Annotated in this window: 18 protein-coding genes; 13 read left to right on the top strand and 5 right to left on the bottom strand. The window is 65.5% G+C overall.

Translation table 11 applies throughout. From position 1 onward, the window contains the following. Positions 1–5 precede the first annotated feature (5 nt). On the bottom strand, positions 6–1,391 hold the full coding sequence (locus tag HGO92_RS13355) for an NAD-dependent malic enzyme (protein ID WP_169995568.1): 1,386 nt from the start codon (positions 1,389–1,391) through the stop codon (positions 6–8). Between the two features lie 197 nt (positions 1,392–1,588). On the opposite strand from HGO92_RS13355, the gene HGO92_RS13350 reads away from it, so the two are divergent. From HGO92_RS13350 to HGO92_RS13325, 6 genes are all read left to right on the top strand, one after another. Further along, positions 1,589–2,353: an IclR family transcriptional regulator gene (locus HGO92_RS13350; protein WP_169995565.1), complete on the top strand. Its 765-nt coding sequence runs from the start codon at positions 1,589–1,591 to the stop codon at positions 2,351–2,353. Between the two features lie 223 nt (positions 2,354–2,576). Then, entirely contained in the window at positions 2,577–3,071 is a 495-nt protein-coding gene (locus tag HGO92_RS13345) for a nucleoside deaminase (RefSeq protein ID WP_169995564.1), read from the top strand. Between the two features lie 12 nt (positions 3,072–3,083). Continuing rightward, positions 3,084–4,607, top strand: a complete 1,524-nt coding sequence (locus tag HGO92_RS13340) for an NCS2 family permease (protein ID WP_240974611.1) — start codon at positions 3,084–3,086, stop codon at positions 4,605–4,607. A 58-nt stretch (positions 4,608–4,665) separates the two neighbouring features. Next, positions 4,666–5,940 (top strand): XdhC family protein, encoded by a 1,275-nt coding sequence (locus HGO92_RS13335; protein ID WP_169995562.1) that lies wholly within the window; start codon positions 4,666–4,668, stop codon positions 5,938–5,940. Between the two features lie 28 nt (positions 5,941–5,968). Then, positions 5,969–6,841, top strand: coding sequence for an FAD binding domain-containing protein (locus HGO92_RS13330; RefSeq protein WP_169995560.1), 873 nt, complete (start codon positions 5,969–5,971; stop codon positions 6,839–6,841). Position 6,842: 1 nt separating this feature from the next. Beyond that, entirely contained in the window at positions 6,843–9,623 is a 2,781-nt protein-coding gene (locus HGO92_RS13325) for a molybdopterin-dependent oxidoreductase (protein ID WP_169995558.1), read from the top strand. 22 nt (positions 9,624–9,645) lie between these two features. On the opposite strand, the gene HGO92_RS13320 is transcribed toward HGO92_RS13325, so the two are convergent. Beyond that, a complete protein-coding gene (locus HGO92_RS13320) occupies positions 9,646–10,623 on the bottom strand; it encodes a LysR family transcriptional regulator (RefSeq protein WP_169995556.1) in 978 nt (325 codons plus the stop codon). A 74-nt stretch (positions 10,624–10,697) separates the two neighbouring features. Between HGO92_RS13320 and HGO92_RS13315 the strand changes: the two genes are divergently transcribed. Next, positions 10,698–12,446, top strand: a complete 1,749-nt coding sequence (locus HGO92_RS13315; protein ID WP_169995554.1) for an FAD-binding protein — start codon at positions 10,698–10,700, stop codon at positions 12,444–12,446. A gap of 188 nt (positions 12,447–12,634) precedes the next feature. Beyond that, on the top strand, positions 12,635–14,242 hold the full coding sequence (gene mdlC, locus HGO92_RS13310) for a benzoylformate decarboxylase (RefSeq protein WP_169995552.1): 1,608 nt from the start codon (positions 12,635–12,637) through the stop codon (positions 14,240–14,242). Positions 14,243–14,308: 66 nt separating this feature from the next. Here mdlC and HGO92_RS13305 read toward each other — a convergent pair whose 3' ends face one another. Together HGO92_RS13305 and HGO92_RS13300 are read right to left on the bottom strand one after the other, a co-directional pair. Beyond that, positions 14,309–15,580: a heparan-alpha-glucosaminide N-acetyltransferase domain-containing protein gene (locus HGO92_RS13305; protein WP_169995550.1), complete on the bottom strand. Its 1,272-nt coding sequence runs from the start codon at positions 15,578–15,580 to the stop codon at positions 14,309–14,311. 93 nt (positions 15,581–15,673) lie between these two features. Further along, entirely contained in the window at positions 15,674–15,994 is a 321-nt protein-coding gene (locus HGO92_RS13300; RefSeq protein WP_169995548.1) for a hypothetical protein, read from the bottom strand. Between the two features lie 673 nt (positions 15,995–16,667). Here HGO92_RS13300 and HGO92_RS13295 point away from each other — a divergent pair. The 5 genes from HGO92_RS13295 (at position 16,668) to HGO92_RS13275 (ending at position 21,238) form a co-directional block, all read left to right on the top strand. Continuing rightward, entirely contained in the window at positions 16,668–17,369 is a 702-nt protein-coding gene (locus HGO92_RS13295; RefSeq protein WP_169995546.1) for an MSMEG_4193 family putative phosphomutase, read from the top strand. Positions 17,370–17,384: 15 nt separating this feature from the next. Next, a complete protein-coding gene (locus HGO92_RS13290; RefSeq protein ID WP_169995544.1) occupies positions 17,385–17,939 on the top strand; it encodes a DUF3090 domain-containing protein in 555 nt (184 codons plus the stop codon). Then, positions 17,939–18,706, top strand: coding sequence for an SCO1664 family protein (locus tag HGO92_RS13285; protein WP_169995542.1), 768 nt, complete (start codon positions 17,939–17,941; stop codon positions 18,704–18,706). Before HGO92_RS13290 ends, HGO92_RS13285 begins: the two co-directional genes overlap by 1 nt. A gap of 187 nt (positions 18,707–18,893) precedes the next feature. After that, positions 18,894–20,720 carry a gamma-glutamyltransferase gene (gene ggt, locus HGO92_RS13280; RefSeq protein WP_169995540.1) on the top strand — a complete coding sequence of 609 codons (1,827 nt, stop codon included), beginning with the start codon at positions 18,894–18,896 and terminating at the stop codon, positions 20,718–20,720. Positions 20,721–20,935: 215 nt separating this feature from the next. Continuing rightward, positions 20,936–21,238, top strand: a complete 303-nt coding sequence (locus HGO92_RS13275; protein ID WP_169995538.1) for a DUF4193 family protein — start codon at positions 20,936–20,938, stop codon at positions 21,236–21,238. Positions 21,239–21,299: 61 nt separating this feature from the next. Here the strand turns inward: HGO92_RS13275 and HGO92_RS13270 are convergent, their stop codons facing one another. Beyond that, positions 21,300–22,424, bottom strand: a complete 1,125-nt coding sequence (locus tag HGO92_RS13270; RefSeq protein WP_169995536.1) for a YkvI family membrane protein — start codon at positions 22,422–22,424, stop codon at positions 21,300–21,302. Positions 22,425–22,599 lie beyond the last annotated feature (175 nt).

Below are 22,599 nucleotides of genomic sequence, written 5' to 3'. Positions count from 1 at the left end.
TTCCTTTACTTGGCCATTGCGGCCGACGCTACAGCTGCGGCGACGTCGGATGCCACGTGGGGATCGAAAACACTGGGAATGATGAAGCTGGCGTTGAGCTCTTCGGCGGACACCCGGTCCGCGATGGCGTGGGCCGCGGCCACCAGCATCTCGGGCGTAATGTCCGCGACACCGGCATCGAGCAAACCGCGGAAGAACCCGGGGAAGGCCAGCACGTTGTTGATCTGGTTGGGGAAATCGCTGCGTCCGGTAGCCACGACGGCGGCATACTTCGCGGCGATCACCGGGTCCACCTCGGGATCGGGATTGGCCATCGCGAAAATAATGGCGTCGTTGGCCATCGTGGCCACCTGCTCCTCGCCCAGCACGTTCGGCCCGCTGACGCCGATGAAGACGTCGGCGCCGGCCACGGCATCGTGCAAGGTTCCGGTGAAGTTGTCCGGGTTCGTGTTCTCGGCCAGCCAGGTACGGTGTGCATCGGTGTAGGTCTCGGTACCGCTGATGGCACCGTTGCGGCCGCAGGCAATGATGTTCAGTGCGCCCTGCGCCTTCAGCAGCTGGATGATCGCGTTGCCCGCGGCGCCGACGCCGGCCACCACAATCTTCACGTCCTCGATCTTCTTGTTCACTACCTTCAGCGCGTTCTGCAGTGCGGCCAGCGTGACGATCGCGGTACCGTGCTGGTCATCGTGAAAGACCGGAATGTCGAGTTCATCGCGCAGTCGCTGCTCGATCTCGAAGCAGCGCGGAGCGGCAATGTCTTCCAGGTTCACGCCGCCGTAGACCGGCGCAAGGGCCTTCACGATCATGATGATTTCCTCGGTGTCCTGGGTGTCCAGGCAGACCGGCCAGGCGTCGACGTCGGCGAACTGCTTGAACAAGGCGGCCTTGCCCTCCATCACCGGCAGCGCGGCGGCGGGACCGATGTTGCCCAGGCCCAGTACAGCGGAGCCGTCGGTCACCACAGCGATCGTATTGCGCTTGACCGTCAGGCGGCGCGCATCGTCCGGATTCTCGGCGATGGCCATGCAAACACGTGCGACGCCGGGAGTATAGGCGCGGGACAGGTCGTCACGGTTGCGCAGGGGAACCTTGGGGACAACTTCCAGCTTGCCGCCGAGATGCATGAGGAAGGTGCGGTCGCTGACCTTGCGGACCTGCACGCCGTCGAGCTCATCCAGCGCAGCACTGACCCGCTCGCCGTGGGCGGCGTCAACGGTGTTGCAGCTGATGTCCACGACCATGCTGTCGTGGTGGCTTTCGGTCACGTCAAGTGCCGTGATAGCTGCACCGGCGGCAGCAACAGCGGCTGCGAGCTCGCTGGTAGCGGTAAAGCTTGCAGGGGTTTCCACACGCAGGGTTATCGAGTACCCGGGGCTGGGAGTCGCCATTGATTCTCCTCTGTTCTGGGGCCGGACCGGCCTCGGTCAGTTTCCGTATTATGGATATTATTATCTAACTAGCGGAATTACAACCACCTCGACCACATTTTCTTTCAGCAGGCGGAAATTGTCCGTGATTTTGCGGTATGTTTGAGAGAGCAGTTCCACGAAGTGGATATTTTCAAGCAATGTGAGAGTGAGTTCCCATGGCAGAGAAAGCCAGCGGAGGCGTCCAGTCAGTCGAGAGGGCTTTCGAGCTTCTCGAGCTCATCACCAACGCCGGCGGAGAGGTCACGCTGAGTGAGCTGTCGTCGTTCACCTCGCTGCCCCTGCCCACCATTCACCGGTTGCTGCGCACCCTGGTTTCGCTGGGCTACGTCCGGCAACTCGCCAACCGGCGGTACTCGCTGGGCCCGCGGCTGATCCGCCTCGGCGAAGTGGCCAACAAGCAACTCGGCTCCTTGGCCCGTCCGCACCTGAAGAACCTGGTCGAGACTCTGGGCGAATCAGCGAATATGGCGGTATTGGACTCCGAGATGGTGGTCTACATCGCCCAGGTTCCGTCACCGCACTCCATGCGCATGTTCACTGAAGTCGGCCGCCGCGCCCATACCCATGACACCGGCGTCGGCAAGGCGATTCTCGCCCAGTTGGAAGATGACGCCGTCCGCGACATCGTGACGCGCGCCGGCATGCCGACTCCCACGGAGATGAGCATTGGCAACATCTCCGACCTCATGCTGGAGCTGAAGAACATCCGCGAGCGCGGCTACTCCATTGATGAGCAGGAGCAGGAAATCGGCGTGCGCTGCTTCGCGATGGCCGTACCGGATGCTCCGACCCCCATGGCCATCTCGGTTTCGGGACCCGTTTCGCGGGTTGATGACGCCTTTGCCAAGCGGGCCGTCCCGCTCCTGCGGAGCGCCGCGGAGCAGATCTCGGCACAACTGAACGCGGCCGCAACGAGCTAGGTTTCCAACGTTTTTTCACATCCCAAAAAAGAAATTCCACAAAAGGTGTGGTCTCAGTCACTTCCAGCTGTTAGAGTTTTTCTTGCCAAAGGCGGGCTCCCATCTACGGGAGCTATCTACCGGGCGCTACTAACCTAAACAGCAATCGTCGAAGCTGAGGTCGCCGCCCGCGCCGTCTGGTGCCATGCCGTGGCCTGCTTCCCGATCACAGGGAGTCGCCACCATGAATACCACCACCATCTCCACCAGCCAATATCTGGCCAAGGCCGTCGAAATCGCCTCCAACAATGTCCGCAATGCCGGCGGGCCCTTCGGCGCCATCGTGGTTGCCGCGGACGAGCGGATTTTCGAGGGCGCCAACCGCGTCACCGCCAATAATGATCCCACCGCGCACGCCGAAGTCACGGCCATCCGCGCCGCCTGCCAGAGCCTGGGCACGTTCGACCTGAGCGGGGCCGTGCTCTACTCCAGCTGCGAACCCTGCCCGATGTGTCTGGCCTCCTCGCTCTGGGCACGGATCGACCGCGTGGTGTTTGCCGCGGACCGTCACGATGCCGCCCGCGCGGGGTTTGATGACGCAGTCTTCTACGACTACTTCGACACTCCGGTGGAGCGCCGCCTGATGCCCGTGGTCCGCGACACCGGAGAACCAGGGAACACGGGGCATCTCGAACCCTTCAATATATGGAACAGTCTGGCGACCCGGATCGATTACTGAGGCAGTGCCATCATGGCCATAATCCAGCCCAGAACCCGTCCCCGCACAGACAATGTCCAGCAGGGCGCTCCCGGCACACCGGGCACTCCCCCGGCCGGCCTGCAACCCCGCGGACTTATCGACCGCTACTTCCAGATCACCGCACGCGGCTCCAGCTTGGGACGCGAATTCCGCGGCGGTCTGGTCACCTTCTTCACGATGGCCTACATCGTGATCCTCAACCCCCTGATCCTTGGCGGTTTCGGACCCGATTCCGCTCCGGTGGACGTCGCCGGAAACTGGCTGCCGGCCGCACAGGTCGGCGCCGTGACCGGGCTGACCGCCGGAGTGATGACCATCCTCTTCGGCCTGATCGCCAACCTGCCCTTCGGCCTCGCCGCGGGGCTCGGCATCAACTCCTTCCTCGCCGTCGCCGTCATCCAGGACGTGACCTGGCCCGAAGCCATGGGCCTGGTGGTGATCAACGGCGTCCTGATCGTCATCTTCGGCATGACCGGCGCCCGGACCGCGATCTTCCGCGCCATCCCTAAGGATCTGAAGGCCGCCATCACGGTGGGCATCGGCCTGTTCATCACCTTCATCGGCTTTGTGGACTCCGGCTTTGTCCGCGCTACCGAGGGCGGTCCGCCCGTCCAGTTGGGCGACAACGGTTCCATCACCTCGGTGCCGACGCTGGTCTTCGTAGCCGGGCTGCTGATCATCGGCATCCTCGTGGCCCGCAAGGTCCAGGGCGGCATCCTGATCGGCATCGTCGCCACCACGGTCCTGGCCGCGATCCTCGAAGCCACCCTGCAGCTGGGGCCGGCCTCCGAAACCAATCCGGGCGGCTGGCATCTGAACACCCCGGTGCTCGCCGGCCAGATCTTCGCGGTACCGGACCTGACCCTGGTGGGAGAGTTCGATATCTTCGGCTCCTTCGCCCGGATCGGGGGCCTGGCCGCCACCATGCTGGTCTTCACGCTGGTCTTTACCAACTTCTTCGACGCGATGGGCACCATGACCGGACTGGCCAAGAGTGCCGGGCTGGCGCACAAGGACGGCACTTTCCCGCGGCTGAAGTCCGCGTTCATCGTTGAAGGCATCGGCGCGGTAGCCGGCGGCGCTACCTCCGGTTCCTCCAACACCGTCTACGTCGATTCCGCCGCCGGCATCGGCGAGGGCGCCCGCACCGGGCTGGCCTCGGTGGTCACCGGCGTGCTGTTCCTCGGCGCCATGTTCCTCACGCCGCTCACCAGCGTGGTGCCGATCGAAGTGGCAGCCTCTGCCCTCGTCGTCGTCGGTACGTTGATGAGCGCGCAGATCCGCGAGATCAACTTCAAGAAGTTCTCCGTGGGCATGCCCGCCTTCCTGACCATGATCACCATGCCGCTGACCTACTCCATTGCAAACGGCATCGGCGTGGGCTTCATTGTCTGGGTCCTGGTGAACTCGGCCAGCGGGCGGGCGAAGAAAATCCATCCGCTGATGTGGCTGGTGGCGGCGGGGTTCCTGGTGTACTTCGCCCGCGGCCCGATCAGCGAGATGCTCGGCGGATAACCGCTGCGGCCGGTGCCGGCAGGCTCCGGCACCGGCCGCGGAATGAAAGGACAAACCAATGCTGAATCTCGGTGCAGAGCTCGGCGCCTGGCTGGATGCGGCCGGGGACAACTACGCCGTGGCCACCGTCATTGCCGCCAGCGGTTCCGTTCCCTGCCCGGTAGGCACCTCCATGCTGGTCTCCTGCAGCGGCAGCGTGCTCGGCTCGCTCTCCGGCGGATGCGTAGAGGGCGCCATTGTGGCTGCGGCGCTGGACACCATTGCGGACCAGCGGCCGCGGACGGAGCATTTCGGCTACCGCCCCGAGGACGCGTTCGCCGTCGGGTTGACCTGCGGCGGCGAGCTGGACGTCCGCCTCCAGCCGGTAAAAGCAACAACTAACGACGACGGCGGGGCGCGGCTGGGTGCCGCGCTCACCCGGCTGGCGGCGTCCGGGCCCCAGGAGCCGCTGGCCGTGGTGCGGTGCATCGATGCCGGCGGCAGCGGCGCGGTTCTCGTGCCCGACCCGCAGCATTTCCTGCCCGGAGACCATGCGGACGAGCTGGAGTCCCTGACCGGATCTACCTCCGCGGCCCGGTCCGCGGGCGTGCAGCTCGCGGGGTTGCTCCGGCAGGGGGTCAGCGGCCTACTGCGGCTGTCGCCCTCGGAAGCGGAGTGCGGGGACCAACCGCCGGCGCTGCTCGTGGAGACCCGGCTGCCGCCACCGCGGCTGCTGGTCTTCGGCGCCAACAATTTCAGCGAGGCCCTGCTGCCGGCCGCGAAGCTGCTCGGCTACCGGGTGACGCTGTGCGATGCCCGGCCGGCCTTTACCCAGCAGCGGCGGTTCCGGGCAGCAGACGAAGTGGTCTGCGACTGGCCGCACCGGTATCTGGCCGGCGAGGCCGCTGCCGGCCGGATCGACGCCCGGACTGTGGTCTGCGTCCTCACGCACGATGCCAAGTTCGACATCCCGCTGCTGCGCACGGCACTGGAACTGGACCTGGCCTACCTGGGTGCCATGGGTTCGCAGCGCAGCCATGCCCAGCGGGTGCAGGCCCTGCTGGCGGAGGGCGTGGCATCGCAGGCACTGGCCCGGCTGCATTCGCCGATCGGCCTGGACCTGCAGGCCGTCACCCCCGCCGAGGTGGCAGTGTCGATCACCGCCCACATCATTGCCTCGCGCAACCCGGCTGCCACGGGACTCCCCCTGTCCCGGCGCAACGGGCCGATCCACAGCAACCTGCCCGTCAGCAGCGATGCCCTCATCCACACCCTCGGATCCGCGCACGAACGCGTTCCGGAAACCATCGGTTCTGCGCACAGCGCCTCTTTCGCGCTCAGCGGCAGACCCTAACGTTACGTATTTATCTAGGAGTCCCTCCATGGACATGAACACTATCGAGGCCGTGGTTCCCACCACGGATCCAGGCGACTGGCGCGAAGGAGATGCCTGGCTCGCCGGCGGAACCGTGCTGTTTTCCTACGGCAGCTCCACCTTGCGCCGGCTGCTGGACCTTGGCTCGGCAGGTTGGGAACCGATCACTGTCAACGACGACGGAATCGAACTGGCTGCCACCTGTCTCGTAGCTACCCTCTACGAACTGCCGGACTCACCGGTCCACGCCGGCACAATCGGAACCGACGGCGCCGACAGGCTGGTGGACAAGTGGCCGGCGCTGGATCTGGTGCGTCCCTGCTGTGATTCCTTCGTGGCTTCCTTCAAGATCTGGAACATGTCCACGGTGGGCGGCAACATCTGCACCTCGCTGCCGGCCGGACCGATGACCTCATTGTGCGCAGGGCTGGACGGCACCGCCAGCATCCTCGGGCCGCACGGCTCCCACCGCGAGCTGCCGGTCGCCGAACTGGTCACGGGCGACGCGACCAACGCGCTGCTGCCGGGCGAACTGCTGCGCAGCATCCGGCTGCCGGCGAGCGCGCTGGCAGCCAGAACGGCCTTCCGCCGCCTGTCACTGAGCAATCTGGGCCGCTCCGGCGTCCTGCTGATCGGCCGGCTGGATCCCGACGAAACCCTGGTGCTGACCGTCACCGCATCCACCAAGCGGCCGGTGCAACTGCGCTTCGACGCCGCCGAACACCCTGATCGCGGGGAATTGAAGGCCGCACTGAATGCTGCCATCGCCCCGGAGCTGTACCACGACGACATCCACGGCCTGCCGCAATGGCGCCGGGATATGACCTACCGGCTGGCCGAGGAAATCCGCGCTGAGCTGCTCATGGGAAGGAGTGCCTGACATGGCAATGGACATCAATGGGGAAACGCACGCCAACAGCCCGCGGCCGGGCCAGTGCCTGCGCACCTTCCTGCGCGAAGAGGGCATGCAGGGCGTGAAAAAGGGATGCGACGGCGGCGACTGCGGCGCCTGCACCGTACATGTCGACGGCGTCCCGGTGCACAGCTGCATTTACCCCGCCGTGCGCGCCGAGGGCCGCTCCATCACCACCATCGAGGGGCTGCCGGACGTGGCCGGGGAAGACCTGCACCCGATGCAGCAGCAGTTCCTCAAGGCCCAGGGCTTCCAGTGCGGTTTCTGCACCGCCGGCATGATCATGACCGCGGCAACGTTCAGCGACGAACAGAAGCGGAACCTGCCGCGGAATCTGAAGGGCAACCTCTGCCGTTGCACCGGCTACCGCGCCATCGAAGACGCCGTGCTGGGCAACGACGGCACGGCGGCCACACCTGCACCGGCAGCGGTCGGCGCGGACACCCCCGCCCCGGCAGCTCCCCTCGTTGTCACCGGCACCGCCCGCTACACCTTGGACGTACCCGCCGACGAGTTCCCCGGCCTGCTGCACCTGAAGCTGGCCCGTTCGCCGCATGCCCATGCCCGCATCCGGGCGATCGATACCCGCGCGGCGCTGGCGGTCCCCGGCGTCGTCGCTGTCTTCACGCATAAGGATGCGCCGGCCCAGCTGTTCTCCACCGCGCAGCACGAGCTGTACACGGATGACCCGGACGATACCCGGGTGCTCGACGACGTCGTTCGCTTCAAGGGCCAGCGGGTGGCCGCCGTCGTGGCCGAAACTGTGGCCGCGGCCGAAGCCGGAGTCCGTGCACTGGAGGTCGATTACGAGGTGCTGCCCGCAGTCTTCGAGCCCGAGGCCGCGATGGAACCCGGCGCGCCGCTGCTGCACGCCGACAAGCCGGAAGATTCCCGCATTGCCGTTCCGGAGCGGAACATCGTCGCCGAAGTACACACCGAAATCGGTGACGTTGCCGCGGCGCTGGACAACGCCGACGTCGTACATGAAGAGACGTACGTGACCCAGCGCGTGCAGCATGTGGCGCTGGAGACGCACAGCGCCATCGCCTGGACCGAGGCCGACGGCAGCCTGGCCGTGCGTTCCTCCACGCAGGTCCCGTTCCTGGTCAGGCGCACGCTCGCCCGGGTTTTCGCGCTGCCGCAGGAAAAGGTCCGCGTGGTGGCCGGCAGGGTGGGCGGCGGCTTCGGCGGCAAGCAGGAGATGCTCACGGAGGACATCGTGGCGCTGGCGGCGCTGAAGCTGGGCCGGCCGGTGCAGCTGGAGCTGACCCGGACCGAGCAGTTCACCGCCACCACTACCCGGCACCCGTTCACCATCCGGGTCCGGGCCGGCGCCCGCAGGGACGGCACGCTCACCGCGCTTGCAATGGACGCCACCGTCAACACCGGGGCCTACGGGAACCACGCCCCCGGCGTAATGTTCCACGGCTGCGGCGAGTCGATCGCGGTCTACCGCTGCACGGCGAAGAAGGTGGACGCCCGCACCGTCTACACCAACACGGTTCCCTCCGGTGCGTTCCGCGGCTACGGCTTGAGCCAGATGATCTTCGCGGTGGAGTCCGCACTGGACGAGCTCGCCGTCCAGCTGGGCGTGGACCCGCTGGAGTTCAAGCGGCGCAACATGATCCGCCACGGCGACGACATGCTGTCCCTGCACAGCGAACCGGAAGCGGACGTGCTCTTCGGCAGCTACGGTCTGGACCAGTGCGTGGACCTGGTCCGCGGCGCGCTGGACCGGGGCCGCGAGCGCGGCGCCGGCGGCGAAGACCTGGGACCTGAGTGGCTGGTCGGCGAAGGTACCGCACTGTCGATGATCGACACTGTGCCACCGCGCGGGCACTACGCGCACAGCATCATCGCCCTGACCGCGGACGGCTACCGGCTGGACGTGGGCACGGCGGAATTCGGCAACGGCACCACCACGGTGCACGCCCAGCTCGCCGCGCAGGCCCTCGGCGCCTCCCCTGCTGCCGTGCGGGTCCGCCAGTCGGACACGCGGCTGACCGAGCACGATTCGGGTGCCTTCGGTTCCACGGGCACGGTGGTGGCGGGCAAGGCGACGCTGGCCGCGGCACAGGAGCTCGCCGGACTGGTGCGTTCCTTCGCCGCCGAGCTGAGCGGCGTGCCGGCCGAGGACTGTGTGCCTGTCGCGGACGGCGTGGACTGCGCCGGGCAGCTGCTGACCTTCGCGCAGCTGGCCGAAGCCGCCGCGGAACGTTCCGTGTCGCTGCAGGCCGAGGGCCGCTGGGGCGGCACTCCGCGGTCGGTCGCGTTCAACGTGCAGGGTTTCCGCGTGGCCGTGAACTCCGCTACCGGCGAGCTGGCCATCCTGCAGAGCGTGCAGGCCGCGGACGCCGGCGTCGTCGTCAATCCCCGCCAGTGCCGTGGTCAGATCGAAGGCGGAATCGCGCAGGCACTCGGAGCCGCGCTCTACGAAGAAGTCCGGATTGACGACGGCGGCGCGGTCACCACCGATATCCTGCGCCAGTACCATATCCCCGCCTTCGCGGACGTACCCCGTAGCGAAGTGTACTTCGCCCGCACCTCCGACAAGCTCGGCCCGCTCGGCGCCAAGTCCATGAGCGAAAGCCCCTTCAACCCGGTGGCGCCGGCCCTCGCCAATGCCCTCCGGGCGGCCACCGGCATCCGCTTCACCTCGCTGCCGTTAACGCGGGACCGGATTTACCTGGCGCTGAAGGACGCAGGCCGCGTGCCCGCCGTCGGCGCGGATCTGCTGCTGGCCCGGTAAGCATCTCCTGGCTCGGCGGCCCTTACCGGTTTCGCGGTACGGCCGTCACCAGGCGCGCGAGATCCGTGCCGGGAGCGGTGAGCCGGTCCACGGTATCGAAGACGAACCGCTGCATGGCGGCGGCCGCAGCTGAGGGTTCGACGTCGGTGCGCCGGGCCAAGTTGACGGTTCGGGTCAGTTGGGGGCTTACCAGTCGCGTGCTGTGCAGCCCGGGGCGGTCGATGACCACCATAGCCGGGACGACGGCCACTCCCAGCCCCCTCTCTGCGAACCGGAGTACGGCGTCCATTTCTGCGCCTTCGACGGCGATCGTCGGGGTAAGTCCGCTGGCGGAGAATGCGGCGTCGGTGGCCAGGCGCAGGTCGTAGCTGCGGTTGAACGCGACCTGCGGGATCTGCGCCAGTTCCGCCAGTGTGATCTCGGTCGGGGTCCGGTTTCCGCCCTGTTGCTCCCGCGCCTGTTGTGGCAGCGGTGAGCCTGCGGCTGAGATCACCACCAGTTCCTCGGAAAGCAGGGGGATCAGTTCGGTGCCCGGCACGGACGGTTCCGTGCCACGGGTGACCATCAGGGCCAGGTCCAGTGCGTTCTCGTTCAGGGCGTCCACCAGTGAGCGCGAGCCTGCCTCGGTGATGTGCAGGTCCACTCCAGGGTGTGCGGCCCGGAAAGCTGCGAGTACATCGGAGACCAGTGAAACGCAGAGAGTCGGCGGAGCACCGAGCCGGACATGACCGCGGCGGAGGCCGGCCAGCTCGTCCATCTGCTCGCGGGCAAACCGCGCGTCGGCGAGCATCCGCCGGGCGATGGGCAACAGCACCTCCCCTGCGTCGGTCAGCGTCACCCCCGCCGGTCCACGACGGAAGAGCTTAGTGCCTAGGTCAGCCTCCAGAGCAGCGATTTGCCGGCTCAGTGAGGGTTGGGCGAGGAAGAGCTCCTCGGCAGCCCGAGTGAAGTGGCCCATCCGCGCCACGGCCTCGAAGGAAGATAATTGCTCGAGTTTCATTATAGCCTTTGTGCATCACAATGAGTAAAACAATGCATTGGACTCATCATACCCGGCTTCCTAGCATGGTCGATATGAGCACACAGCATTCCACTGAACGACTGATGTCCACCTCCGTCCTCGTCATCGGTACCGGTGGTGCCGGACTACGGGCTTCGATCGAACTGGCCCAGCGCGGGGTCCAGGTATTGGCGGTGGGCAAGCGGCGCAAGCACGATGCTCACACCACCTTGGCAGCTGGCGGCATCAACGCCGCCCTGGGCACGATGGACCCCGAGGACAGCTGGCAGCAGCACGCCGCCGACACCTTGCGCGAGTCCTATTTCCTGGCTGACCCGGCCATCGTCGAGACCGTGGCGCGCAACGCCGCCGACGGAATCGGGGATCTGGAGAAATGGGGTATGCCCTTCGCCCGGGAAGAGGACGGGCGGATTTCACAGCGCTTCTTCGGCGCTCATAAGTACCGCCGCACCGCTTACGCCGGTGACTACACTGGTTTGGAAATCCAACGCACCCTGATGCGCCGCGCGGCCGAGCTGGATGTGCAGATCATCGACAGCATCTACATCACCCGCCTCCTGGTGACCGACGGCACGGTCTTCGGCGCCTACGGATTCGACATTGTGGACGGCACACCCGTGCAGATCCATGCCGATGCGGTGATCCTGGCAGCCGGCGGGCACACACGCATCTGGCGCCATACCTCCTCCCGACGTGACGAGAACACCGGGGACTCCTTCCGCCTGGCCGCTCTGGCCGGTGCCCGGATCCGGGACGCCGAGCTGGTCCAGTTCCACCCCTCCGGACTGCTGGAACCCGACGACGCCGCCGGCACCCTCGTTTCCGAGGCAGCGCGCGGAGAAGGCGGCATCCTCACCAATGCACTGGGTGAGCGATACATGGAGCGCTACGACCCCGAGCGCATGGAACTTTCCACCCGTGACCGGGTTGCCCTGGCCGGATACACCGAGATCACCGCGGGCCGGGGAACCGGGAAAGGAGGCGTTTACCTGGACGTCTCCCACCTGCCCCGGGAAGTCATCCTGCAGAAGCTGCCGCGCGTCTACCGCACCCTGATCGACCTGCAAATGCTCGATATCACCACAACGAAAATGGAGATCGCTCCGACCGCCCACTACTCCATGGGCGGGGTTTGGGTAGCCCCGGAGGATCACGGTACGGGCGTGGACGGGCTGTACGCGATCGGTGAAGCTTCCTCAGGCCTGCATGGCGCCAACCGTCTGGGCGGGAACTCGCTGATAGAGCTGCTCGTCTACGGGCGAATCACCGGAGAGCACGCCGCCGAGTACGTCACCTCCCGGACAACTGTCCGCCGGGATCCCTCTGCCGTGGGTCTGGCCCGCACCGAGATGCAGTCCCTGCTCAGTGAACGCGGAACCGAGTCGGCGCGGCGCCTGCAGCGCGAAGTGCGCAACGTGATGACCGAGCACGCCGGCGTCGTGCGCACCGAGCAGGGACTGCAGGAGGGCCTACGCGAACTGGCCGCCCTCGAAGAGCGCGCGCAGCACGTCACCGCGCACCCTGACATCGCCGGGTTTGACGACCTGGCCCACGCCTACGATCTGCTGGGCTCGCTCCTCGCGGCCCGCGCAACGCTCGAATGCGCACTGGAACGGCGTGAGACGCGCGGCTGCCACAACCGTGCGGACTTCCCGCAGCAGGATCCGGCGCTGCAGGGCAACTTCGTCTGGTCGCCAGCTGAAGGAGTCAGCTTCGAGGCTCTGGCCCCCGCACCGGACTCCTTTCGCTCGCTAGCCGAGGCCGACGCTGACGACTCTGTAGCCGGCAAGCTCGTGGAGTAGCACTGTACGGGTCATCAAGTCCACACCGCGGACAGGCAAGGCTTATTGCCGGGCTCGGTGCATTCCTGAGCTCGAGCCCGGCGGGCGATAAATGGGAGTGGCTTCCCCTCGATGCGGCGCCACTGCCCGTGCCCAAGCCAGTCCCGAAGCTACCATCGGAATAACGAAAATCTGAGGAAGGCTGACGAGTGGCTACTACCAAGACGGTTCTAGAGACGAGTCTGGACATATTTCGCGCGCAGGGGGTGACCACTATCTTCGGCAACCCCGGATCCAACGAGATTCCATTCCTCGCCGGCCTCGATGAGAGCTTCAACTTCATTCTTGGACTGCACGAGCAGGTCGTCGTTGGCATGGCCGAGGGCTACGCCCGCGCCACCGGCAGGCCTGCCCTGGTCAACCTGCATGCCGCCTCCGGGTCGGGCAACGCCATGGGCGCCCTGACCAACGCCTGCTACGGCCACATTCCGATGGTCATCCTCGCCGGACAGCAGGTCCGGCGGACCGTCGGCCAAGAGTCGATGCTGGCCAGCGTGGATGCTTCAGTCCTGCCGACCCCGCTGGTCAAGTACTCGCATGAGCCGCTCGCGGCTGCCGACGTGCCGCGGACCCTCGCCCAGGCCGTGTTTGAAGCCTCTACCCAGCCGTGCGGGCCCGTCTATGTCTCCGTCCCGCTTGATGACTGGGCCGAACCCGCCCTCGACGACGATGCCCTGCTCACCGAGCGCTCGGTGGTCATCGCCGGCAGCCTCACCGACGACATGGCACAGGAACTCATCGCCACCGTCGACGGCGCGAAGAAGCTGGCGCTCGTCGTGGGCCCCCAAGTGGACGCCGCCGCCGTTGAGGATCACACGCTCTTTGATGCCGTGGTGTCCCTAGCGGAAAAGACCGATGCCTCCGTATACGTCGCCCCATCCCCCTCGCGGGGTCCCTTCCCGACCACCCACCCGAACTTCGAGGGTGTCATCGTTCCGGGCATTAAATCCGTGCGTGACCGTCTGGCCGGACATGACGTCGTCCTCGTCCTCGGCGCTGCCGTCTTCCGGTACCACCGCTGGGAGCCGAGCAACTACCTCGAGGCCGGGATCCGCGTTGTGCAGATCACCCAGGACCCCCGCGAGGCGACCCGCGCGCCGTTCGGTCGGTCCTTCGTCGCGGATGTGGCGGGCGCCACGAAGGCGTTGGCCGACGGCGTAATCGACCGGGGCACGCGCCGCGGCGAGCCCGGCTCGCGTGAGCTTCCTGCGGCTAGGACCTCCCCGGAAGGCATGACCGGCACGGAAGTTCTCGAGGTGTTGAATGCCCACGTGAACGACACCGTCGCCTACGTCAACGAGACCACCACCCTGGACCTGGATTACCTTGAGCGTATCGCCATCGACCGGCCGGGCATGTACCATTTCCCCGCCTCGGGCGGTCTGGGATTCGGCCTGCCGGTGGCGGTCGGCATGTCCCTCGGCGACCCGGAGAAGACGATCGTGGCGACCGTAGGCGACGGCTCCGCGAATTACGGCATCACCGCGCTCTACACCGCGGCAAAGCAGAATACGCGGACCGTGTTCGTCATCGTTAACAACTCCAGCTACGGCGCCCTCGCCGGCTTCGCCCAGCGGATGGGCACGCCGGACATACCGGGCTTGGAACTCGGCGGCATCGACTTTGTCTCCATCGCCGAGGGCTACGGTGTGCCCGCACAGCGGACGAGCACCCGCGAGGAGTTCGAGGAGGCGTACCAAAAAGCGCTGAAGGCCAACGGCCCGGTCCTCATCGACGTACAGGTGACCACCGGCTGATCCCTCTTAAGGACTTCGTTCGCCCGACGCAGCTCCGCTCCCGGGCCTTCATGCCGCAGCATCGCCTTAATCCGCCGGCTGGCGGGTGGGGCGCCCCCGGTTGAGGACCAGGGTCCGGAGCCAGGCGGTGGAAACGGCTACGACGCTTTCGAGCGGGCCCTTCCCGATGGCGTTGCGCCACAGTACTGCGGCGAGCAGGAACACGATGCATTGGATGGTGATGGACATTACGGGACGGCTCTCGTCCAGGATCTCGGTAGCCAGGACGATCACGTGGGCCGAATAGAGGGTCAGCGTCATCGAGCCCATTGCAGCCAGGGGGCCAGCGGTACCACCCAGCAGCGGCACGAGCAGCAGCACGGCGCCCAGGGCGGCCAGCGCGATTCCGAGCGTGTGCAGGATAGTGACGGGCGTGGAGGTGTAAGGAGAGAGGATGGCCAGCCACCACCCGGTCGTGGCCGGCAGCGTCTCAGCGGAGGTATCTACATTGCCTCCGAAGATCAGGATGGAGTTGATCTCCTCCCTGCTGAGCAGGGGTGTGGCGGCAACGATCCGGTTAAGGCCCCCGCCCGGGCCCAACAGCACCATCGACAGCAGCCACATGAACGCGGCCAGAGCAGATCCGGCCGCCAGGAGGACGGCCGCGACCTTCCGGGAGGTGAGGTCCATGCGTCCGACCGCGATGCCCACACAGATGTACGCCACCCATGGCAGGGCGGGATAAAACCCGGTGAGCAGCATGTCGGTGAGGAAGACGCCGGGCTGGGCGGCGGCAAGAGAGAACGAGTATTCGTCCTGGATTTGCGGCATATCCGGCCAGCTCGCACGCACCAGTTGCATCGCCACGGGCCCTAGGACCGCGAAGACAACGGACAGGCCCAGCAGTGTCCGCCGGCCCAGGCCCAGAAGTGGGACAGCCAGCAGGAAGAGGATCCCGTAGTAGGGCAGGATGATCGCGACGGTGGTATCCGTGGGGCCGAGCAGCAGGCCGATCGAGGTGATCAACAGCGCCCGCAGCGCCAGGCCGGCCCGGTTCGCAGTCATCGCACGGCCTGCCGGTGTCCGCCTGCCGCCGGTAAGCAGCGCGATGGAGATCCCCGCGATCAACGCGAAGAGAGCCGCGGGCCGGCCTGCGAGGACAGCCCACTCCGCGGTGGCAGTGCCGCCGGCCGACGGAGGAAAAACATTGACGATGATTATTCCGACCAAGGCCAGCCCCCTGGCGACGTCCACACCGATTACCCGCCGGGAACCCCCTTGGCCCGCCTTGTCCGGCTGCCCAGGTGCGGGCACCGGGTTTCTACCCGGCGGCCGCGTTCGATCCGAGCCAATCAGCATAATGGCTTTCCTTCCTCCGTCATCACCCCGGGCCGGGCGGCGCGCGCCACTTGCCTGTTAGACGGCGCCCCGCATAGCAAACCGCTATGCGCGTTACCAGCGCGTTACTGGTGCCAGTCCCTCGGCAGGTTCGACGTCCAGGGAAAGGGTGTGGGCACCGGTCGTCGGGTCAACTGTGAGACTGAATGTTTGCAGGACCTGTGCAGCGTTCATAGCCCGCTCGCCCCACCGCGCCCGTGGATACACCTGGAACAGCGAGGCCTTGAGTTTGGAGTACAGCGTCTGACGAAAGTGGTTATCAACGCGCTTGCTGGCTTCCAGCTCAAGGACTTTCCATTTGAAATCGTCCGCGATCTGCCGGAACTCACCGAGCAAAACAGTTTTCCCAACACCCCGCAATCCGGTGACAATCATCGATTGGTCGATTCGGCCAACGAGCAAGCCGGCGGAGAAGCGTCTCGAACTCCTTGAGGAGCTCACTACGCCCGACAACCAGCTCGGGGTGGCTCCGGCATTCGGAGCTTCGGTTGCAGCTTTTCCTTCTGACCGCATAGGACGGTCGGAACGACGCGGCCATCGCGAAGCACGGCCGCCTTGCATATAACGCAACGCTGATAACGGCGCATATGACGGCAGTAACTGGCACGAGATATGCGCAGCGTCAGGACAGAAGTCGGAATTCCCCCGGCCCGCAGCGTCATCTGAATATGGGTAACGCCGAGCAGCTCGTTGATCGAAGCCTGCCCTTCCAGCCCGCAGGTCTGGTCCCTATCCATAGCTTGCCCCTAAGCGCGGCCGCCGCCTGAAGTCTTTAGACACGCGCCCCTGGGACGTAGCCGCATCTGCACGAGCTGCGAACTTCGGCGTCGGGAGCCAGTCCCCCATTGGCGATATCCGAACTCACGAGGCCCTCGTCCCGACGCGGAGCAGGTACAGGACATGAGTTGGTCAATGCGTGCCGAGTCCGTCTGGGCGGCTTTGAGCGCGTCGGCGTGCTTGAGGGGTTCCGCCAGTGCTTTATCTGCCTGTTCGACGCGCGACCCGGTACGGTTCACACCGCCATCGAGCGGGTGGTTAGGCTGGGTGGATGGCGACAGTTATTCTCGTGCGGCACGGCCGCACCACAGCCAATGCCACTGGACTGCTGGCCGGTCGGGCCGTCGGCGTCAGCCTGGACCAGATCGGGCGCGACCAAGCGGCGCGGACCGGAGACCGGCTCGCCGCGGTGCCCGTAGTCGGGGTGGTGTCGAGCCCTCTTGAGCGTTGTCAGCAGACCGCCCAGCTCATCCTCGATCGTCAGGCTGGCACGACGTACGCGCCGGTCGATCTCGATCTCACCGAGTGCGATTACGGCCAGTGGCAGGGCCGCACGCTCAGTGATCTCGCGACCGAGGATTTGTGGCCGGTTGTGCAGTCGCAACCGTCCGCCGTCATCTTTCCCGGCGGTGAATCCATGGCCGCGATGCAGGCCCGGTCGGTGGCAGCGATTCGACGCCACGATGCAGCCTTCGAAGCCGAGTACGGGCCAGGGACCGTGTGGGTGGCGGTGAGCCACGGTGACATCATCAAGTCAATCCTCGCCGACGCGCTAGGCATGCACCTTGACCTGTTCCAGCGCATCAATGTGGGCCCGGCCTCCGTATCGATCGTGCGCTACGGGGCCAGTCGGCCGACCGTCTACGCAACCAATACCGACGCCGGGGATCTGTCGTGGCTGACCAACAGCGTCAATTCCGACGACGCACCGGTGGGCGGTGGCGCAGGGCACACGGCTCCACGAACCGGATGAGCCTAAAATAGTCCCATGCCTACAACTGTTCATGAGTTTGCCTGGCCTGACCGCGTCGTCGTCGGCACCATCGGCCTTCCCGGGGCGCGCACGTTCTACCTGCAGGTACGCACTGGCAAGCAGATCGTCAGCATCGCCCTCGAGAAGCAGCAGTCAGCGCAGCTCGCCGAGAAAATCGACGAGATCCTCGATCAGCTCATCACTCTCGAGGGCAACCCCTTCAGCGTTCCCACGAGTACTCCCATTGAACTTGTCGACAATGACCAGCTCGAGGCCGTTCAGGAGCAGTTCCGCACCGGCACCATGAGCTTAGGTTGGGACCCAACCACGGCGCAGGTCGTAATAGAGGCCCACCCCATCACCGATGTCGATGTTGATGACAACGACGAACCGCTTGATGAGGACGGCGCTAACGAGCCCGAAATGCTGCTGGTGCGAATGCCGGTCGGCACCGCCCGCGCATTCGCCAGGCGCACCCGTGAGATCGTGGGCGCCGGGCGTCCGACGTGCTCGCTCTGCGGTTACCCCATAGACGCCGACGGGCACATCTGCACCCTCCCCGAGGTCTGATGCCAGCGCCGGACCTGGTGACCGCCGAGCTGACGCTCACCGGCCGCATCACGACGGCTTCAAACGCTACATTTCTGGGCAATATCGGCGACGTGGTGGTCGTCTATAAGCCGATAGCAGGCGAAAGTCCGCTGTGGGATTTTCCCCACGGCACTCTGGCTCACCGGGAGGTGGCCGCCTACCTGATCTCGCAGGCCTTCGGCTGGGACGTCGTGCCGCACACCTGGCTGCGCGATGGTCCGATGGGCGAAGGAATGGTGCAGCTCTGGCAGGAGCAGGACCCCGCCCAAAGCGCCGTGAACCTGGTCGCGACGGACCACATGCCGGAGACGGGCTGGAAACACGTTCTCGAGGGACGAGATGAGAACGGACGGATGCTCGCCCTCGTTCACGAAGACTCGCCAGCGCTCAGACGCATGGCGGTGTTCGACATCGTCGTCAACAACGCCGACCGCAAAGGCGACCACATTCTTGCCATGACGGACGGACACCGGCACGGCGTGGACCATGGGCTCACCTTTCACCGTGACCACAAGCTGCGCACGGTGCTGTGGGGGTGGCTGGGAGACGCTCTGACCGCCGAGGAACGCGACGGCATCGATCGTGTCAGCGAAGGACTGCACGGTGGGCTGGGCCGAACCCTGGCGGACCTGCTCAGCGCCGAAGAAATCGTATCGCTCGCCGCGCGCTGCGCCCGGTTGCGCGTGGCAGGGCGGTTTCCGGCTCGCAGCGGTGAGATGTCGGCGGTGCCCTGGCCGCTGTTCTAAGGGAATTACGGCTACGGGCTTCGCAGGCTGTGTCACGTTTGATGGCATGGATCTTAAGGTGCGACGGAGCTCAGCGCAAAAGTCCGCGGTCTCCGCCCTCGGGAGGCACTGCAGTATTGAGTGGCCGGACCGCAGGGAGTAGCGTGGCGTCCATCGACAACTCCTATCACCTCGATTCGGAGTGACCATGGCACATCTGAGACGTCGGTTCGCTGCCTTGACGGCGGCCCTGGTTATGAGCGTAACCAGCGGCGCCGTTGCCAGCCCCGCATTCGCCGACCCGACCGAGCCCGTCAAGACCGCGACCGCCAGGGGTTACGGCGGCGCAGTCAGCACCGTCGACCCGGAGGCTTCCGCCGCAGCGATTAGAGTCCTCCGCAAGGGCGGCAATGCCGTGGACGCCGCCGTAGCCGCAGCGGCGACCCTCGGCGTGACTGAACCGTACAGCGCCGGGATCGGCGGTGGCGGTTACTTCATGTTCTACGACGCGGAAACCGGCGAGGTCAGCTCAATCGACGGCCGCGAGACTGCACCCGAGGCGATGCCGCACGACGCCTTCATCGACCCGGAGACCGGCGAGCCCTACCCCTTCACGCCGGAGCTCGTCACCAGCGGCGTTTCCGTGGGCGTACCCGGCACGCCGGCGACCTGGGAGCGTGCTCTCGACCGCTGGGGAACCGTGAGCCTCCGTGAAGCGCTCAAGCCAGCCATCAAGGTCGCCAGCCGCGGCTTCGAGGTCGATGAAACATTCCGCCAGCAGACCCTTGACAACAAGATCCGCTTCGAGGCGTTCACCTCGACGAGCAGCCTCTTCCTCCCCGACGGCGACGCACCCGCCGTCGGCAGTACCTTCAAGAACCACGACCTAGCCAAAACATACCTGCTCCTCGCCAAACATGGCACGGACGCCTTTTACGATGGGCCGCTTGCGGAGGAAATTGCGGCCACGGTTCAGGATCCGCCAAAGACCGAGGAAACTGCTCTGCCCGTCCCGGTTGGCCACATGACGACGGCGGACCTGGCCGCATACGAGGCCCTGGACCAGGATCCTGCGCACGTGGAATACCGCGGCCTGGACGTTTACGGCATGGCGCCCTCGAGCAGCGGCGGCACCACCGTCGGCGAAGCGCTGAACATCCTGGACACGGTCAACCTTTCCGAGATGACCGTTCCCGGCGCCCTGCACCACTACCTCGAGGCAAGCGCACTTGCCTTCGCCGACCGCGGCAAGTACCTCGGCGACCCGGCCTTTGTCGACGTCCCTACCGCCGCCCTCACGGACCCCCTGTTCGGCAAGGAACGCGCCTGCCGGATCGATCCGCTGCAGGCAGCCGAGAAACCCGTCGCACCCGGGGATGTATCCGAGTACGACGGCGTGTGCCCGGCTGCCGCTGCGGCCCCGGCCGACGAGAAGGACACCGAGAACATCTCGACAACCAACCTGACGGTCGCAGACAAGTGGGGAAACGTGGTCGAGTACACGCTCACGATCGAGCAGACCGGCGGATCCGGCATCGTGGTGCCCGACCGCGGATTCCTGCTCAACAACGAGCTAACCGACTTTTCCACCGTGTATGACCCCGCCGACCCAAACCGCATCGAGCCCGGGAAACGGCCCCGCTCCTCAATGTCGCCGACCATCATCCTCGAGGACGGTGAGCCTTTCCTCGCACTCGGATCACCGGGCGGCTCCACCATCATCACGACTGTCCTGCAGACGATCATGAACCGTGTGGATCTCGGCATGGACATACCGGAAGCGATCGCGGCACCGCGGGCGTCGCAACGAAACGCCGCAAGCGTCACCGCCGAACCGGCGTTCATCGACGCCTATGGAAACCAGCTGAAACCCTACGGCCATAAGCTCACGCCGGCCGGGGACGCGTTCACCTCCGCGGCAGAGATCGGCGCGGCCACCGCAATCGAGTTCATGCCCGACGGAAGCATGGTCGCCGCCGCTGAGCCAGTAAGGCGCGGGGGCGGCTCCGCATTGGTACTCAAACCGTCACGATAAGCTCTGCTGTTTGGGTGCCCCTCCCGCATGCGAGTCCCGTCGCTGGCCGATTGCGCCCACCACGCTGGTGGGCACCGAAACCGCCGTCGGATACCTAGGTGAGTTCGGCGTGGTCGGCCCGCCTAAAAATCACGGCCTTTGACTGTGGAATAGAAGCGGGGTGCTGTACGTTGTACGGCCGTCATCCAACTCTGAAAGAAAAGAGAACCAGTTAAGTGGCAACCGATTACGACGAGGTCCGTCCTGACGTCAAAGAGTCCCAGGAAAAGTCCCTCGGGGCGCTGCAATCCGCAAATGCACCGGGCGCTCGCAGTGTCACCATGGAACTGGACGAGGCCGACGGCCTGGACGGAGCCGGTGTTCCAGGCGGGGAGTTTATCACCGAGGAACTCAACGTTCAGGTCATCCCGCAGGCCGACGACGAATTCACCTGCTACTCATGTTTCCTCGTCCGCCACCGCTCACAAATCGCCCGGCAGCAGGGCACCGTGGCCTACTGCGCAGACTGCGAAGGCTGAACCTGCCCACGCCTCGATCGGGCGGATCATCACCCTGCCATAACTCTCAAGGTAGCGACGGTTAGATCGACCGGCGGCTGATCAGCCTCGTACCTGTCTTGACCAGCATCAGGACCAGCAGCAGGATGCCGACGTAGCCGTTGATCACGTACACGATATTGACCATCTGGGAGAACGGCAGGATCAGGCCGATCACTGTCCCGACTGCTGCAAGAGCGATAGTCAGGTACTTGAAGCGGAGCGTCTTGTCGGCGAAGAAGCGCGATGAAACCGTCCACAACAACGGGACCGCCGTCGTATAGATGCCGGCAAGAATCATGACCGAAATCCCGGAGGCGAGCAGCGGGCCAACATCGCTGGCCAGAACGAGCATCGGAATTTCCGTGCCGCCGACCCGGGTGATGTTCGCGAGCAACCCCAGCCCGACAATGATGCAGGCAACCGAGAAGGCGACCGCCCCGACCAGGCCGCCCGCCGCGGCTTCCCTGCGGCTGCGCGCCGTCTTGCCCAGCGCGGTGAGGAAGGCAGCCAGCCACAGCATGCAGAAGCCGACATAGGACAAGCCGGACATAAACCAGTTCGTCGAGGCTTGGGTCAGCTCCAGTCCGGGCAACAGTGCATTGCCCTCAGCGATCCCGCCCGGATTCTGCACGATTCCCACGATGCCGAGCGCGATCGCGATGACGACAATCAGGGGGCCGATCTTGCCGATGACGTCGACCAAGCTCTTCAGGCCGAACCACACGCTGATGCCAACCGCTAGGGCCAGCCCGATGCCTCCGATGTACTTGGACAGGCCGTAGTGCTCTTCGAAGACGGCGCCGGCGCCGGCGACCATCACCGTGAAGCTCAGGAACACGAAGAGGATCGAGAAGAAGTCAAAGAACGTTCCCAGATGCTTGCCGCAGTAGTAGTGGAAGATCAACGAGGGCCGCTCGAACTTCTTTGCCTGGCCGACGGTGAAGAACTCAATCGCCACATACGTCATGAGGACCAGGACCAGGATGCCGGTCCCGAAGATACCCCAGTATCCGTAAGAGGTGAAGTACTGGAGGATTTCCTGGCCGGTAGCGAATCCGGAGCCGATGAGGAACGCGACAATGGCACCGGCGTATGTGAGGACGCGAAAAACGCTTGTCTTCTCGACGGTGGCCAAGTGGGCTTGGGTGGGGGACGGTTGTGGCATATCTACTTCCTGCGGCGCGGTGATATATCAGTGCAACACCGAACGCTATGGCACCAGTGTGACCTGGTCAACATTCGGTATGTAACGTTTTGCGTTTCACTGTCCACTCCCCCGTTTTTCCGGCGTTCCAGCGCTGAATGCGTGCACAGCCAATTCGGGACGGTCTGGGTCAATT

The sequence above is a fragment of the Crystallibacter degradans genome (assembly GCF_012952295.1).
In the GTDB taxonomy this organism is placed as follows: Bacteria; Actinomycetota; Actinomycetes; order Actinomycetales; family Micrococcaceae; genus Crystallibacter; species Crystallibacter degradans.
This window is presented reverse-complemented; position numbering and strand designations above follow the sequence as displayed.

Coding starts and splice junctions, on each gene's coding strand:
- HGO92_RS13295 (WP_169995546.1), top strand. CDS start 16,668: ATGGCGACAGTTATTCTCGTGCGGCACGGCCGCACCACAGCCAATGCC.
- HGO92_RS13290 (WP_169995544.1), top strand. CDS start 17,385: ATGCCTACAACTGTTCATGAGTTTGCCTGGCCTGACCGCGTCGTCGTC.
- HGO92_RS13300 (WP_169995548.1), bottom strand. CDS start 15,994: ATGATTGTCACCGGATTGCGGGGTGTTGGGAAAACTGTTTTGCTCGGT.
- HGO92_RS13355 (WP_169995568.1), bottom strand. CDS start 1,391: ATGGCGACTCCCAGCCCCGGGTACTCGATAACCCTGCGTGTGGAAACC.
- HGO92_RS13315 (WP_169995554.1), top strand. CDS start 10,698: ATGAGCACACAGCATTCCACTGAACGACTGATGTCCACCTCCGTCCTC.
- HGO92_RS13340 (WP_240974611.1), top strand. CDS start 3,084: ATGGCCATAATCCAGCCCAGAACCCGTCCCCGCACAGACAATGTCCAG.
- HGO92_RS13345 (WP_169995564.1), top strand. CDS start 2,577: ATGAATACCACCACCATCTCCACCAGCCAATATCTGGCCAAGGCCGTC.
- HGO92_RS13335 (WP_169995562.1), top strand. CDS start 4,666: ATGCTGAATCTCGGTGCAGAGCTCGGCGCCTGGCTGGATGCGGCCGGG.
- HGO92_RS13350 (WP_169995565.1), top strand. CDS start 1,589: ATGGCAGAGAAAGCCAGCGGAGGCGTCCAGTCAGTCGAGAGGGCTTTC.
- ggt (WP_169995540.1), top strand. CDS start 18,894: ATGGCACATCTGAGACGTCGGTTCGCTGCCTTGACGGCGGCCCTGGTT.
- HGO92_RS13320 (WP_169995556.1), bottom strand. CDS start 10,623: ATGAAACTCGAGCAATTATCTTCCTTCGAGGCCGTGGCGCGGATGGGC.
- HGO92_RS13330 (WP_169995560.1), top strand. CDS start 5,969: ATGGACATGAACACTATCGAGGCCGTGGTTCCCACCACGGATCCAGGC.
- HGO92_RS13305 (WP_169995550.1), bottom strand. CDS start 15,580: ATGCTGATTGGCTCGGATCGAACGCGGCCGCCGGGTAGAAACCCGGTG.
- HGO92_RS13325 (WP_169995558.1), top strand. CDS start 6,843: ATGGCAATGGACATCAATGGGGAAACGCACGCCAACAGCCCGCGGCCG.
- HGO92_RS13270 (WP_169995536.1), bottom strand. CDS start 22,424: ATGCCACAACCGTCCCCCACCCAAGCCCACTTGGCCACCGTCGAGAAG.
- HGO92_RS13285 (WP_169995542.1), top strand. CDS start 17,939: ATGCCAGCGCCGGACCTGGTGACCGCCGAGCTGACGCTCACCGGCCGC.